The sequence below is a fragment of the Bacillus sp. EU63 genome (assembly GCF_038592915.1).
Classification (GTDB): domain Bacteria; phylum Bacillota; class Bacilli; order Bacillales; family Bacillaceae; genus Bacillus; species Bacillus velezensis.
Map to the genome: position 1 here is coordinate 1,180,365 of NZ_CP151944.1, position 15,974 is coordinate 1,196,338.

Consider the following 15,974-nt stretch of genomic DNA (forward strand, 5'->3'; position numbering starts at 1 on the left):
AAGTGAAAGAACAAGTGTCTCAAAATTTAAAAATTGTATTAACTCCTGTGGCTGACACATCAACTAAGACAGTTCAGCAATTAAATAAAGATATATCCACACTTCAAAATAAAATCAATCCATTGAATCTCAAAGTAAGCTTTGACGACAAAGTTCTTAGAACGCTTGAGAGGTTTTCAAATGCTTTTAAGCAAAGTGAAGAGGCGTTAAAACACCTTAATCAGACAGTCAAAGAAAATATTACTGAGACTAAAAATGCAGATGGTTCTATCACTAGGCTTACACAGCAGTATAAGCGGAGTGGTGAAATCCATGAGAAAACTCGGACAATCATAGACAACTCAACAAAGAGTTTGGAACGGGAATCAAAAGCAGCAAGTAAGCTCGTACAGCAAATGGAGCGTCTTGGCCAAGCTCAAAAGAAAGTAACGAAACAAGATGCAACTGGTCGTGTCACTGGAACAGTGACTAAATATAGAGATGAGTTTAAAGATGTTACCCATAGCACAGATAGACACGGGGCAACTTTAGCTGTTAAAACCACAGAAAACTTTGACCAGCAACAAAAGGCAATAGATAAACTAAACCAAAAATTAGAGCAGCTTAGACAAAAAGGCCAACTATCCTCAACAGTCCTCAATAGACTATCCAGTTCAATTAACGCCGCAAGAACAACCTCTCAAATAGATCAGATCGCTAACAGAATGAAACGCTTGGATGACTCTGCAGCATTAAAAGCTAGAACTAAAGAGTTAGAACATCAATTAAGCCTGTATCAGAGACAAGCTAAATTAAATGTTAAATCTTTGACGGATAGGTATGGAACATCTATCAGTCCTGAGAACTCCAGAGCATTGCAAAACTATATTAATTCTGTGAATCAGCTCAATGTAAAGACACCAAATATTACTAGGCAGATGCAAAGTCTTAGTATGCAGTTTAGAGAGATTCAATCTAATGCAAGCTCATCTTCAAGACAAGTATCTAGTTTTGGTGAGAAATTAAAACAAGCTTTTACAGGAATGCCTGCTTACATGCTAGCCGGTTCTGCTTTATTTGGTGGGGTTACTGCTCTTAAATCAATAGTTTCTCAGGTTGTTGAAATTGATACGCTCATGACAAACATTCGTCGTGTAATGGATGCACCAGACTACAAATTTAATGAGCTTCTTCAAACGTCCATTGAATTAGGGGATTCCCTATCAAATAAAATCTCAGATATTCTTCAAATGACTGGTGATTTTGGACGTATGGGTTTTGATGAAAGTGAACTCTCCACTTTAACAAAAACTGCACAAGTCCTTCAGAACGTCTCCGATTTGACCCCAGATGACACTGTAAATACATTAACTGCCGCAATGCTGAATTTCAATATCGCCGCCAACGATTCTATCTCAATCGCAGATAAGCTTAATGAAGTCGATAACAACTATGCTGTAACTACAATGGATCTGGCTAACAGTATTAGAAAAGCAGGTTCAACAGCTTCAACATTTGGTGTTGAATTGAATGATTTAATTGGATACACCACTGCCATCGCAAGTACCACTCGTGAATCTGGGAATGTGGTTGGTAACTCATTAAAGACGATTTTTGCACGTATCGGGAATAACGAAAGCTCAATTAAAGCTTTAGACCAGATCGGAATTTCTGTAAAGACTGCTGGTGGAGAAGCTAAGTCAGCAAGCGAGCTGATTAATGAGGTAGCAGCCAAATGGGATACGTTAACTGATGCCCAAAAACAAAATACCTCTATTGGCGTTGCAAACATCCATCAATTGTCTCGATTTAATGCCTTAATGAACAACTTTTCCATATCACAAAACGCAGCCACCACTGCGGCTAATTCCACAGGGAGTGCCTGGAGCGAGCAACAGAAATACGCAGATAGCTTACAAGCAAGATTAAATAAACTTCAAAATAAGTTCACTGAATTAGCTGTAGCTTCAGGAGATGCATTTATAAGTGATGGTTTAATTAATGCTGTATCTGTAGTTGGGGATCTTCTGAAAGCTGTCACTTCAGCTGTAAAGGGTATCGGATTCCTTCCAATTGCTTTTATGACAGCAAACTTTGCTTTAGTTGGCTTTAATAAGAATATGCGTCTGCTTCAAACAGCAATGATTTTTGGGGCGAATTCTTTAACTGAAGCCCAAAGAGCAACAATTGGGATAGAAGCGGGAATGACAAGAGCTACAATTGCTACAAGGTCATTTACTGTTGCTTGGAGAGGTATGTTGGCATCTACAGTAGTAGGTGTTGCCTTTGCTGGTATAGGTTTTGCTTTAGAAAAAATAATTACAGCATTCGCTGATGCAAAGAAAGCAAAAGAAGACTTTGAACAAAATCAGCAAACCAATGTTGAAGCAATTACAACCAACAAAGACTCGACAGACAAATTGATCAAACAGTATAAGGAGCTTCAAAAAGCTAAAGATTCCAGAACCCTTACTTCTGATGAAGAACAGGAATACCTTCAGGTTACACAACAATTAGCACAATCGTTTCCGGCTTTAATTAAAGGCTATGATTCTCAAGGTAATGCAATTCTAAAGAGTAATAAGGCTTTAGAAGAGGCTATTAAGAATACCAAAGAATATCTTGAGCTCAAAAAGACAGAGACAAAAGACGGTGCTAAAAAGACGTTCGAAGACGCTTCAAAAGGAATCGAAAAGTCTAAGGAAGAACTGAAGCAGTATGAGAAGATGGCCAAGGAATATTCAAAAGGAAAGAATTTCTGGTCTTTCTTTGAAAGTCCTTTTTCAGATGAAAATGATTATAAGTTGGAAGCTGATAAAGCACAGCTGAATATAAATCGGGTACAAAAGGATATCTCTAGCGGTAATGCAAAAGTTAGGGACAGCGTACTATCCATTGCCGAAGCTTACAGTAAAATTGATATTAGTAATACGTTAAAGGCAAGTATCAATGACATTGTAGGTAAACTCACTTTAAAAGATAATTTGAATCCTGATGATCTCGATAAATTCTCTTCAGCACTGGGTAAACTCCAAGAGAAAATGCAATCAGCGTTGAATTCAAATGATGAAAAAGCATTTGATAACGCAAAAAAAGACCTGCAAACCCTTTTAGAGACCTATGCTGACTCTGGTTCATCAATTGATGTCTTTAAGTTGAGCTTTGATAAGGCACAAAAGAACATTAAAGATGGCGACAAAGCCGTTTCTTCTGTTAAATCAGAAGTTGGTGATTTAGGTGAAACACTTGCTGAGGCAGGTAATGAAGCTGAAGATTTTAGTCAAAAACTAAAAAAAGCGCTTGATACAAATGATATCAATCAGATTAAGGATCTTATTAAAGAACTCTCAGAAGGAATAAAATTTGGCTCTGTTCAAGATATCCTTAATGGAGATGTTTTTAATAACACCAAAGAACAAGTTGCGCCTTTAAATGAGCTTTTAGAAAAGATGGCTGAAGGAAAGAGCATTTCTGCCAATGAAGCTAATGCTCTAATCCAAAAAGATAAAGAATTAGCCAAAGCAATAAGTTATGAAAATGGTGTTATAAAGGTTAACCGAGATGAAGTAATTCGTCAGCGAAAAGTTAAACTTGATGCGTATGATGACATGGTTCGATATAGCAATCACCTAATGAAAACCGAGGTTAACAACGCTATTAAGACCTTAAACGCTGATACGTTAAGGATTGACAGCCTTAGAAAGCTACGAAGAGAGCGTAAACTTGATATATCCGAAGCAGAATTGTCTCAGCTCGAAGTTAAATCAATTAATAATGTAGCTGATGCGAAGAAAGAATTACATAAGATTGAAGAAAAAATGTTGCAACCTGGTGGATTTTCTAACAGCCAAATCTCTGCAATGGATAGCGTTAGAGCTGCTCTTAAATCCTACATCTCAGCATCTGAAGAAGCTACATCTACTCAGGAAACAAACAAACAAGCGTTAATTGAATCTGGAACTTCCCTTGAAAAATGGACAGACGAGCAAGAGAAAGCTAATGAAGAAACCAAAACATCTACTTATGTAACTGATAAGTATAAAGAGGCTTTAGAAAAGGTATCATCTGTAATTGACGAACAAAACAAGAAGTTAAACGACTATGCAAAATGGTCTCAAAAATACAGAAATAACCTAAAGAAAGAAATCAAAGAACTCCAACAAAAGAAAAAGCTTATGCAGGAGCAAGCCAAACTCCTCAAGGATCAAATTAAGTCAGGGAACATTACACAATACGGTATTGTTACCTCTTCCCTTTCCTCTGGATCATCTTCCGGTGGTTCTTATTCTTCCGGTGGCGGGTCTTACTCCGGTAAATACTCCAGCTACATTAATTCTGCCGCAAGCAAATACGGTGTTGATCCAGCTCTAATTGCAGCTGTAATCCAACAAGAATCAGGATTCAATGCAAGAGCTCGTTCTGGAGCCGGAGCTGCTGGTTTGATGCAGCTGATGCCATCCACAGCTAAGAGTTTAGGTGTAAACAATGTTTATGATCCTTATCAGAGCATTATGGGTGGCACGAAATATTTAGCCCAACAACTAAGCAAATTTGGTGGCAATGTAGAGAAAGCACTTGCTGCTTATAACGCAGGGCCTGGTAATGTAATTAAATATGGTGGAGTCCCTCCCTTCAAAGAAACACAGAATTATGTTCAGAAGATCATGTCAAATTACACCAAGTCAATGACTTCTGCTAATTCCTCTATTGCAAGCTACTACACGAAGAACAGTGCGTTTAGAATAAGTTCTAAGTATGGTGCACAAGATGGCGCTTACCGATCAACTCCACATAAAGGTATCGACTTCGCAGCAAAAGCTGGAACCGCAATTAAATCGGTTCAGAGTGGAAAAGTCCAAATTGCTGGTTATAGTAAAACTGCCGGTAACTGGGTTGTCATTCAGCAGGATGATGGAAAAGTTGCTAAGTATATGCATATGCTTGATACCCCTTCTGTTAAAGCCGGTCAAACTGTTAAAGCTGGACAGACCATCGGTAAAGTTGGCAGTACGGGTAATTCAACAGGAAATCACCTTCATCTTCAAATTGAGGAAAACGGAAAGACGGTTGACCCTGAGAAGTATTTAAAAGGTGTCGGTACATCTATTTCAGATGCATCTCAAGCTGAAGCAGAACGACAGCAAGCAATAGCGCAAGCTAAATCCGACCTCCTCTCCCTCCAAGGTGATATCAGTTCTGTTGGAGAACAAATAGAAGAGCTTCAATACGAAATTGTGCAGTCAAAGCTTGATGAGTTTGATAAGCGTATTGGTGATTTTGATTTAGCAATTGCCAAGAACCAAGCCTTAGCAAGTCATTATCTGTCAGACAGTAAACAGTTTAGAAAGTATACTGCAGAACAGAAAAAAGCAATGACTGAACAGCAAAAGATTCAGAGTCAAAAGGTTTCATGGATACAAAAAGAAATTTCAGCCAATAAAAATTTGAATTCTGCCCAAAAAGCTCAACTTAAAGAAGAGCTGAAGCAAGCTAAAATAGACCTTATCAACTTTCAAGAGCAAGTAAGGGAATTGCAAGGGCAAATAGTTCAATCTAAAGTAGATGAAACTTTAAAGTCAATACAAAAATCATCAAACAAGACTGAATCCAAGATCAAAGACGTTGACAATAAAATATCAATGACTGAAAAAGACAAGGATTAGTCAGCAAGTCAAATTAGTACAGCAACAACAGGCTGAGGCCAAAAAATACATCAAGCAATTAGAGGAACAGAAAAAAGCAGCAAAGGGATTTCCGGAAATACAAGAGCAGATTACGAATGAGATCGAAAATTGGAAAGATAAGCAGAAAGATTTTAATCTGGAGCTTTATAACACCAAGAAGTCGATCAAGGACATCTATAAATCCCTTGCTGATGAAGTTGTCTCCATCTACAAAGAGATGTACGAAAAGATGCGTGATATTGAATTAAAAGCGCATCAAAAAGCTACGCAAGACTTGATTGATGAGATTGATAAAACTGATGATGAAGCTAAATACCAAAAAGAGCTCAAAGAAAAGAATCAGGCTATTCAGGAAACCAAAGATAAACTAAACAAACTATCCCTTAATGACTCTGATGAAGCAAAATCACAGGTTAGAGACTTGGAAAAGCAACTACAAGAACAGCAAGAAGCATTAGATGAATTTCTTAAAGATCGTAGCAATACGAAACGTAAGGAAGCACTTCAAGACCAACTTGAAAAAGATCAGGATGCCATAAATGACAAGTATGATAACCTGACAAATGATGAGAGAGAGTTCAAGAAAATTGAAGACAAACTCATGAACGGTAAAATCACTGACATCTCCAAGCAGCTTAATGAATTCTCTAAATTCATTAACAGCAATATGGAGTCCATCGGTAAGAGTATTTCTAATAACCTGATTGACAAGCTTAAAGAAGCTTCTAATGCCTTAAATACCGTTGTCAAAGGCAATACCACCGGTCAAAAGGTTGCTAGGTTTAAAACTGGAGGGCATGTAGGTAAGCTACCAGCGGCGGGTGCTCTCGCAGTAGTGGATAGCGGAGAACTCATCTTAAATGAGTCAGACACCAAAAACATGCTTAAAGCAGTAGACACTGTACGTGAATTGTCGGAAAAAGATTTAAATGGTGCCCCTTCTGCAAAGCCTGATTTAAGTAAGTATAAAGATTTCCTTAGTGATGTTTCGTTTGCTGGTGGTAAGTTTGGAATACCAAGTTTAAGTGCGAACGTTAAAACAAACGTTCCAGATTCTCTTGTTAGCAACAAAACAGAGACTTCTACAGTAAACAACGACTTTAACTTTACAGTAACCATTAAAGAAACTGGGAATCCTCAGAAAGCTGTTGATTTAATGTACAAGCAATTTACAAATGGCCTCAAAAACAAGGGGTTAAATTTCAACAACTCATGAGCCAGTATACATGCTGGCTCTATATAAAGCAGGAAACGCAACTGTTAAAAATTATGTAAAGCTCGAATTTTCAATTACAGAAGTCAGCAATGCAAAAGAGACAGCGAATATGGTGTTCAAGTAAATCACAAATAGTCCGAAAAAAAGGACTTAATTTTAATATTGGGTAACAGTGGTGTACTTCCAGTTCATTTTTCGAGTGGGAAGTACACCCTTTTTTGTCAAGCCATACTTTTGCCACTTATAAGTGAGGGTTTAAGAGCTTTTTGGAGCATTAACTGCATAAAACAAGCATAAGATAGCAAAAATAGGGGAAAAGGGTACTGAGAAGTGGAAAAAACTTGTTTATGATGCCTGATTGTATTACACTTATTGTACATTCACCGAACGCACAATGTGATTGTATAATAAGCAATCATTTTTGTGAGGTGTTTAGATGGATCGGAAAAAGGAGGATGAGAATATGGCTATTAATCATATGACAATTCCTAAAACTCAATCTGAGGCAATGAAGAACATTAGGCGTATTATGCAAAATAAGATGAAGGAAAATCGAATTTCTTACCAACAAGTAGTGAGATCTATCGAAGATGCGAAGAATGGGAGATAAAATTGTAGCAGATACATGCGTTTTTATAGAGAGTATATTTGGTGCTGAAGGAAATGATAGCGAAATATTTTTTGCAAGCCTTGAGCATAACGATGCAAGGCTTGTTTTTTCGAGAGAAATTATTGGTGAATTAATGTATTTTTTAAAAAAGAAGTGTAATGACTTTTCTCTATCGGAAGAAGAAACTAAAGAAGTGTTGGATAATATAACTGCAATGTTCCAACTGGGCAAATCTGTGAACACTAAGTTTATGAGAGTTAAAGTTCCAAGAGTAAAAGATCCTGAAGACCAAATGTTCGTAATAGCTGCGTATGCTGCTGATGCGTCACATTTAGTAACTTTAGATAAAAAAAGCGGAATGTTAGATTTGAAGCATGTCCCTTTTATTTGTTGCACACCCGGTGAATATACTAATAATAATGATGAGCAGATTATCTCTTGAAAGTTCTACATAACACAGAAGAAGACTACCGAACTGGATCGATGGTCTTTTTGTGTTTTATGAAACTGCTAAGTGTGATCCACCTATAAGTATGCAGTTATGGTATGAAGTTATAGTTGAAATGTAATGACAAGCCTCCCTGGTAATTTAACATACAGAATTATTAAACGAACTTGGGTTTATAACAGGCTTACATCTGGGAAGCATATAGGCATGTACAATAAACAGGCGTATCCTTATTGGATACGTCTTTTTTTTGTTGGAATAGCGAGTGAAATAACCGATAATAAGTAAAGATGGGAAGGGGAGGTTAATTTGTCAAAAAAGAAGATCATACTTCTAATATCAACACTTAGTGTTGTGGTAGTTGGTATTATTCTAGCTATAACAATTCCGATGTACATAAACAGATTGGACACCAGTAATTTAGACACAATTGCTGAGAAAGTGGGAAATGATAAGGGAGTTAAGAAAAACTTTAATCAGGTGTGGATGTCTAAAACCGATAAATCTAATGATAAAGTATATGACTTAGTTTTAGCAGCCAAGCCATCTTTCACCCAGTTATCGGATAAAGAAAAGTTACTTACAGTGGGTGAAGTAATGGAAATTACGCAGAAAAACTCCAACTTGAATAAAATAGACTGTGGGAAAGACAAGGTTTGTTCGATAGCTCATATTTTTGTTCACCCGGATAAACACGATAAGGTACTTAGATATGAAGTTGATTATGATCCATTAAATACCCCTGAAGAAAACACTTTACTAATAAAAGATCGTGTAGATGATAATCCTGAATCAACTGGTTTCCAAAGAAGAGAAGTTACATACAGCGAAAATGATGATGAACAGTCTGAAGATGAAGAATATCAGGAAAAGAAAATTGCTATTGGCATGACCAAGCAGGAAGTTATCCAACTTAAAGATTGGGGCAGGCCTATGTCTATTCATAAGACAACGACAGCATCAGGAATAAACGAACAATGGGTTTACGGCAGCAGATACCTATATTTCGATAATGGAGTATTAACAACAATACAAGAATAAAACAGCTCTATCCTTAACCGGATAGGGCTTTTTCTTTCGGACATTTGAGCCTAATCTAAACATAGACCACACAATAAATAAACCCCTCACAAATAACTGTGAAGGGGTTTATTTAATACTCACATACTTTATCTTCGCACTCAGGCTTCTCGGTTGCATCCACAGTGAAAGATATGACTTTGTCATTACCTTTATCATAGATTCCCCATATTTCTTTTTTCTTATTTCCATTAAGGTAACCGTTGATTTCAATACCGCCCATTGGATTAATCTCATAATCATCAGTGTAATCAATTTGTTCAATATCTTTATAGTTTGTTTTAATAAAGTCAGTCATTCTTTTTTTAGCCAAAGAGTACAACTCTTCCTTTTGCTGAGTTTCTTGGGCTTCCATTTTTTTGTCGTGTTGTTCCTTCATAAATATCCCTCCAAGTGTTATAATAACCAGAGCTATAAGGATAATTATGTATTTTTTCATAAAACCATCCTTTCTGTCTTACATTTTACATGAGTGAAGGGGTATTGTACATGAATACAAAGACTGACATACCTAATTTATCAGATGAAGACTATTTTTCTCTTAGTCAAAATACATACAGTGAAAAGAAAATGAAAAAAGCCTATGAGAATAAGACACCACTTGTAAATGATTCAAAAAAGGCTTTTTACGTAGATAAAATCAAAAAAGATCCAGATACAGGGCTAGATGTATACGTCTTTGTTCAAGCCAAGAAAAAAGAAGGTAAATGGGTAAAACCAAAAGAACCAGAAAATGTTGTTGTAGGTTTTCAAGGAACAAACCAGGAACAAATTAAAGCTGACGTTATAAGTGCAGATGGCGGCAACGTAGTAATGGGTAAAGACCCGAAAAAGAAAGTCCAATACATAATGAAAAAAGATGCATCTGAAAACTCTAAAGCTATTGCCAAGTATAACGGCAGTATGGAACAAGCAATGATGATTAAGAGCGGAGAATACAAAATTGTCACTAAGACATCTCAATTTGATCAAGGTGATAAGATTGTTGCCAATGAAGTGAAAAAGTATGCTGGCACTAACACAGTGATTTCGACAACAGGTCACTCACTTGGAGGGGCAGATGCGGAATACGCTGGTGTAAACAATAGCGTTTACAGTGTAGCTTTTAACAACCCTTCCATTGTTAAGCTGCATGATGATGAAACACAAAAGAAAATCAGAAATGGCGAATTTGATTTGTATCATAAAGCAATCATTAATCCTGATGATATGGTGGGTTCAGGTTGGTTTTTAGAATACGACAGACACAACGGAACAACGATATACACGAAAGACCCAAGCATCGCACGTCAAGATCGCGCTAACCGGCTCAATACATCTTTGGGCATTACTGGTATTTTAGGAAGTCTTATTACTTCATTCTATGGCCAAGCATTCGCTAAAAATCCTGATACTCATAGTATGATTGACGCTAACTTTAAATTTGATAAGAATGGTAATATCCAGAGTGTCGATGGCAGCAACGGTGTTTATAACCAGAATATCGAATCGTTCTCATCTTATTCAGGTATGAATGGGCAAACCATTAAAGTGGATGCTAAGTATGCAAAAGAACTGGCTAAACGATTACAGGCAGCTATCGAAGACTTAAAAACAAAGAAACAAGCAATTGAACGATTCCCTCATGATCACAGCAAAATGGTTTATGACGTAAAATCTATTTGCGGAAAGAGATTAGGAGAATTTAAGGATCTAGATCCAAGCGATGTTGATAAAGCTGTATTGTTTCACGCACCTTATGTGAAAGATGGGGCAACATTTTATGACTCAGAAGAACATTATCAGACTGAGGCTTCTCTTCATTATTTAATTAGAGATTTAGAGGATATTAGTGAGTTCATTGTTAAAATGGCTGAAGATCTAAAAGATAAGGATGATGAATTAGCAAGCTGGTTACGGTTGTAAGGGGGGATTTAAATTGCCATATGGAGTTAATATGGATGCAGATGAGTTTTACAGACGGTTACAACAGAATGAGGAATTAAAAAAAATTGTGGGTTCAAGTTTAAAATCTCATTGTCAGAGCCTAAAAGAAGACATAAATAACGCATCAGACTTTTCTTCAGCACAACAGGTTATAGCTGAAGTGTATATTGCTTTACTCTCTTCATTTGAAGGTAAAGCTAAAGAAGCATTAGTACAAAGGCTTAATGAAAATGCAACAATGCTTACCAATGCCACTGAGAACAGAAGTGCTTTTCTGAGAAGTATTAAGACTAAATAGTTAAAATAACCCCTTCACAAATTGTGAGGGGCTTTTTTATTGTCATTTGTGGCAATCAGTTTTTCAATCGACTTTCAACATCAAATAATCGCTTATTCAATAGCTCTGTTTTATTATCTACGTTCTGTATGTGTTTAAGGTGAGCCGTAATATCTTTTGGCTGGTTCTCTTCAAGGCGGTCTAACTTAACATTAATCTGATTGAATTCCTTCTTTGTATCTTCTCTGAATTCATTCATTTCCTCTTTAAATTCGTGCATCTCTTTTTTAAATGACTTCAAATCAGAAGCCACGCCATCAATTTTGTTATCAATTTTCTTAATCTCATCTAATATCGCTTGAAGCATGTTGTTTTCCATCCCGTTCACCTCTCCGTACAGTATAACAGCAATCGCAATACTTTTGATTGTCCACATTATGGACAATCGAATATTTCAATGGTTTTGTTTAACGAATTTGAAAAAAATAAAAGCAATACTTTTGCTTAAGACTCTGTATCTTCAACCTCAATTAATTCAACAACATCGTGTAAGTCACACTCAAGATATTCACAAATCTTTATTATTGCTGAAAGGGACACAGGCTCACCTTTAGACATTTTAGCCAAAGTTGCAGATGAAACGTCTACATGGCTTCTAAGGTCAACTTTTTTTAAATCCTTTTTGATAAGAGTAATCTCCATTGGTTTATAACTTGGTCTTAATTTCATAAAGCACCTCAAACGTCCATTTTCTTAATTATAACATATTATTTGTCAATCTGTTTATTTTTAGAACATTTTCTTCAATAAACGCTTGACTTTGTTTTTTAATAGAACTATACTATGTTTAGAAACAAAACAATAAATTAATAAAAGAAACAAATAATCAAATTAATAAACTGAAGGTGAAAAAATGAAACACATAATTATCCGTAGAAGTGATTTGGGTGACTTTCCAGCAATGTTGTTTTACAAGCATTTCGCCGTTTCTGGCGAAGATGGTCAAGTACATTTGTATCAAGTTCTTAAAAGGAAGGATGGGAAATACGACAGCATCCATTCAGTTTTCTTGGCCGAAGACATCAAATACAAAAACCTCAGAAGCTTAACAAATGCAGTAATTGATAAGTTGCTCAGCACACGATTATGGGATGCTCTCATTGACAATAGGGAGCTTGTTACACCGGAAGGCTATCAGATTCTTGATAAAAACAAAACTTACTAAAGGGGATAACGACAATGCAAATTAACCGTCACACTGTAGGAACTAATGTAGCAAGCTTAGGAGCAATCACAAACGAAGAGCGTATCGAGGAAATGACGAATCATTTCAATTACTTCAGAGGGAAGATGTTCGAAGAAGAAAACAACTTCATTGAAACATACGACGATGGAAAGCCTAAAAAGCGTTTCAAAATCTTCACAGATATGACAATACCTGTTTGTGTTGAACTTGATGCGGAGGATGAACAAGATGCAATTGAAGCGTTAGAACAGACAGGAGAAATGGGCGTTGATTTCCCTCATATCATGTTGGATATGGGGGGAGGTAAAACAGTTATCCCAACTGTCACAAACAATGTGTTTTACATAGATGAAGATTCATATGCAGAAGAAGTGGAAGACCATGAATAAAACAGAATTACATAATGAACGTTTCTGTCAGGTTGTATTTGGGGGATTGATCGTAGTTGTACCAGCTTTAAGCATATTGTGCATAGCGTGGTTTGGATGATTAGGAAGAGTGTCACCAGCACTCTCCTAATCTGATGGGTTAGTACACTCCCATTGTATTTAAACATAACAATTTAATCAAGGGGATAACTGAAATGAAAAACACATATACCACTTATGAATTTAAAGCATATGATAGGCGAAATAAATTGCTAAAAGAAAGGTTTACATGCAATTACAAAGATCATCTTTATTCAATCATAGAGTGGATTATCAAGAAATGTCCTACCGTTGATGTGATTGAATGTATGGTATCTGAAGTCAGTGAGCTTGCTTTCTGTAAGAGTGAGTATGTCGATATCTTCACGGTGTGGAAAGCAGACGATTGAATAGACAGTGAGGACGGGGAGAGGTATTCCCTGTCCTCTGCAGACCCTGTATTACTACAATCGGATTATTATCAAGGGGGTAGCGTTTTGCGAGCCCCTTAAAACTGAATACAGTCAGTCTATGCTCCTGAATTAAGGTGTTGTCTTTAGTGATGCCTTTTTTCGAAGGCTCCAATATGGCGCCATCGCCACAAGTGGCAACGAAAGAGACTGCCGTGGAATGCTCTAACACACGTAAAACTTGACAGGGTAGTGACTCAGCCGACGCAAAAAATGAGGATAGGATGCCTTCTGTGTTTCCCTATTTACACATGCATCTGAAAGGCGAAAGCTGCCATTAAGTGCTGACGAAGGAAGGGTGTATCGTTTCTGACGATGCAGGACAAGCCACAAGTATCAGGGCTCAGATTAGAGCTTTGAGAACCTGTTAGGGACACTTGACACAGTAGGCTTGTTTGGGGAATAACCAACGGCAAATAGGGTGAACACACGGATACCACAAGTGGATATACAATCAAGTTTCAGTCGCCTGCCTGAGTTTGTTTATTTTTTTTACAAGCAAATTCAGGCAGACAACTTGTCCAGCCGTTGTCCACAGTCTCAACCAATCAAGCAAAAAATTAAAAGAAAAGTCAAGACAAATAACAAAAGTTTTGACGATGAATGGAGGTTAAAGCGATTGAAAGTGACTGTAACCAAAAAGGAGCATGAGGACTTAGAAATGTTTCTCAAGATGATGGGAGATAAGACGTTAACAATATCCCAACGAAGACAGGCGAGAATACGGTACAATATGATCTACAACTGAGCGAAAAGAAGAACGCTGCTGAATGAGTATAAGGGGAGTTTGTGAGTTTTTAAAAATAATAATCTTAGCCAATAAAAGAAGAAGCAAGTATAACCTGCTTCTTCTCAACCACTTTAATTTAGTTAACATTGTATTCAAGAGTTCCATTGTTTACAGTGATTTTTCCAGAATTGGCGGCACTCACTAGTTTAAAAGTGTATGAACTTCCTTTTTTTCTAAGTGATCTCCAATCAAATGGAACCCACCCAGATGCATTCTTAGCTACACCTTTACCAATGTAAGTTTTTTTATTAGAAGCATACATTCTTACTTCAAATTGTTTAGGTCTATTATTTAATTCTATAGACATAGCACCAGGGTTTTTGAAGGCGTATCCACCTTTTACCCAAATATAGTTTGAGAAAGTCGTCTTACCGAAATCATAATACGAAACACCTTTTTTGGATGCAGCCAATGAAAAGAATTTTGTAGAAGGTGTGCTTGTAGCTTGCTTTTCTTCCGTATAGCTCTCTACACTTACAAGTTTATTGTTTGCATCATAATACTCTACTTGAGCTGAAGCTGGGGTGTTAGTTCCTTTTGATTCTTCTGCACTAGCAGAAATAGGGGTTAGAGAGCCAAAAATCAACAAACCGACAAAGAAAGTTAAAAATAAAGCTTTTTTCAATGTTTTTACCTCCATATGTAGTTATTACGAGGAAATTATACCACATATGTCATATATTATCTATTTGTTTTTCAATGTTTTTAATAGGAAGAAGAGTGATATCAGAACATAAATAAATGAACATATCATTAAAGTGGTAACCACTGGATAGTGTTTAGCAGAGTAAATGAAAAAATCTAATTGAGAAATTTGATCTGGGCTGGTGATTTTATCAACCCCATTAAATAGTTTGGAGAACTTAGCTGTATAGTTCCACTCGAATATATCTGAAGCAAGTTCACTTCCTTGATACCAATTCACAGCAATTAAAGATAGAAAGATCAGAAAAGACAATCCAAGTTGAACAACTAAAAGTATTTTCTTCAAATTTAATGCCTCCAAATCATAACAATTTGTTTTCTATGTTGAAAAGAGAATAGAATTCATTACTTAAAGTCTTGTATACTAATTGATTAACATCCAGAGAAAACCAAGCATTATTTTACCACAATAAAGAATAATAAACAATTTTTAAGGTGTCAAAAGAATCGAAGTAATCTTTCAAACCATAGAGCAAACGGACAAATTGTCTCCTGGATATATTTTAGAAAACGGAAAAGTCCGTTCTCTAAATTTCCGATGAGTAAGTATAGAGCTCGTTCATAATGTGAACGACTAAACAGTATCGTTTGATTGTGCCAAATTGGCACGAACTAATTCAAAACTCAATATGATCAGGCAAAATTTGCGTGATCAACTCTAAAATGATTTTCGGAAATTCCGAAAGGCCAATGCGATCTTGTTACAAATTGTAATAAGAGACAAACTGAGATGCTTGAAGACCTGCCAGTATCTCTAACATATGAAATAGCGGGCTGGAGTCGCATTTCACGACGTCAGAAGCTGGATAGATGTTTTGCCCAGTCAGATATGCCGTCGCAAAATTGCGCTCTCTTTCAAACCTAACTCAATTTGATTTGGGTCAATGCTTTAATCCAAAGTTGGATTTAACGATTTCTTTTACATACCCTCAAGGTGAAGGTATGTTGATGTACACTCCTATAATTCTGAGGGCATGGATGGAGTCCTGTTTTGTTACTCCATAACACATTGTGCTGCGGGTCTTTTTGTGTCACCACGGAGTCACACAAACATTTTAAACTACTTAGAAACAACAAATATCAATCAGGAAACTAAATCCCATGAAGCTTGATATGACAAGGGTTTAGGCGATTTT

General features: G+C 36.6%; 12 protein-coding genes and 1 pseudogene. 8 read left to right on the forward strand and 5 right to left on the reverse strand.

Translation table 11 applies throughout. From position 1 onward, the window contains the following. Positions 1-14: 14 nt before the first annotated feature. The 4 genes and pseudogenes from NYE38_RS06155 (at position 15) to NYE38_RS06170 (ending at position 8,978) form a co-directional block, all read left to right on the forward strand. Positions 15-6,879 (forward strand): annotated as a pseudogene (locus NYE38_RS06155) (phage tail tape measure protein). A 463-nt stretch (positions 6,880-7,342) separates the two neighbouring features. Continuing rightward, complete coding sequence (locus NYE38_RS06160; RefSeq protein WP_154019386.1) at positions 7,343-7,489, forward strand: hypothetical protein; 147 nt, start codon at positions 7,343-7,345, stop codon at positions 7,487-7,489. After that, positions 7,479-7,931, forward strand: coding sequence for a putative toxin-antitoxin system toxin component, PIN family (locus NYE38_RS06165; RefSeq protein WP_340803015.1), 453 nt, complete (start codon positions 7,479-7,481; stop codon positions 7,929-7,931). The genes NYE38_RS06160 and NYE38_RS06165 overlap by 11 nt, the downstream gene beginning before the upstream one ends. Positions 7,932-8,246: 315 nt before the next feature. Beyond that, positions 8,247-8,978 carry a hypothetical protein gene (locus tag NYE38_RS06170; protein WP_014417468.1) on the forward strand — a complete coding sequence of 244 codons (732 nt, stop codon included), beginning with the start codon at positions 8,247-8,249 and terminating at the stop codon, positions 8,976-8,978. A 112-nt stretch (positions 8,979-9,090) separates the two neighbouring features. On the opposite strand, the gene NYE38_RS06175 is transcribed toward NYE38_RS06170, so the two are convergent. Beyond that, the gene (locus tag NYE38_RS06175) at positions 9,091-9,456 is read right to left on the reverse strand and encodes a DUF1433 domain-containing protein (RefSeq protein WP_014417469.1); all 366 of its coding nucleotides are present in this window, start codon (positions 9,454-9,456) and stop codon (positions 9,091-9,093) included. A 50-nt stretch (positions 9,457-9,506) separates the two neighbouring features. Here NYE38_RS06175 and NYE38_RS06180 point away from each other — a divergent pair, with 50 nt between their 5' ends. Together NYE38_RS06180 and NYE38_RS06185 are read left to right on the forward strand one after the other, a co-directional pair. Continuing rightward, the gene (locus NYE38_RS06180; RefSeq protein ID WP_014417470.1) at positions 9,507-10,922 is read left to right on the forward strand and encodes a hypothetical protein; all 1,416 of its coding nucleotides are present in this window, start codon (positions 9,507-9,509) and stop codon (positions 10,920-10,922) included. A gap of 13 nt (positions 10,923-10,935) precedes the next feature. Next, complete coding sequence (locus NYE38_RS06185) at positions 10,936-11,241, forward strand: hypothetical protein (RefSeq protein WP_340803012.1); 306 nt, start codon at positions 10,936-10,938, stop codon at positions 11,239-11,241. Between the two features lie 55 nt (positions 11,242-11,296). Here the strand turns inward: NYE38_RS06185 and NYE38_RS06190 are convergent, their stop codons facing one another. After that, positions 11,297-11,599: a hypothetical protein gene (locus NYE38_RS06190; RefSeq protein ID WP_014417471.1), complete on the reverse strand. Its 303-nt coding sequence runs from the start codon at positions 11,597-11,599 to the stop codon at positions 11,297-11,299. Positions 11,600-11,724: 125 nt separating this feature from the next. Further along, on the reverse strand, positions 11,725-11,949 hold the full coding sequence (locus NYE38_RS06195; RefSeq protein WP_017417546.1) for a helix-turn-helix domain-containing protein: 225 nt from the start codon (positions 11,947-11,949) through the stop codon (positions 11,725-11,727). Between the two features lie 184 nt (positions 11,950-12,133). On the opposite strand from NYE38_RS06195, the gene NYE38_RS06200 reads away from it, so the two are divergent. Next, the gene (locus NYE38_RS06200) at positions 12,134-12,445 is read left to right on the forward strand and encodes a hypothetical protein (protein ID WP_017417547.1); all 312 of its coding nucleotides are present in this window, start codon (positions 12,134-12,136) and stop codon (positions 12,443-12,445) included. Between the two features lie 14 nt (positions 12,446-12,459). Beyond that, positions 12,460-12,855 carry a hypothetical protein gene (locus tag NYE38_RS06205; protein ID WP_017417548.1) on the forward strand — a complete coding sequence of 132 codons (396 nt, stop codon included), beginning with the start codon at positions 12,460-12,462 and terminating at the stop codon, positions 12,853-12,855. Positions 12,856-14,209: 1,354 nt separating this feature from the next. Here the strand turns inward: NYE38_RS06205 and NYE38_RS06210 are convergent. Both NYE38_RS06210 and NYE38_RS06215 read right to left on the reverse strand, forming a co-directional pair. After that, entirely contained in the window at positions 14,210-14,758 is a 549-nt protein-coding gene (locus NYE38_RS06210) for a hypothetical protein (RefSeq protein WP_017417550.1), read from the reverse strand. Positions 14,759-14,818: 60 nt separating this feature from the next. Further along, complete coding sequence (locus NYE38_RS06215; protein WP_017417551.1) at positions 14,819-15,124, reverse strand: YjdJ family protein; 306 nt, start codon at positions 15,122-15,124, stop codon at positions 14,819-14,821. Between the last annotated feature and the right edge of the window lie 850 nt (positions 15,125-15,974).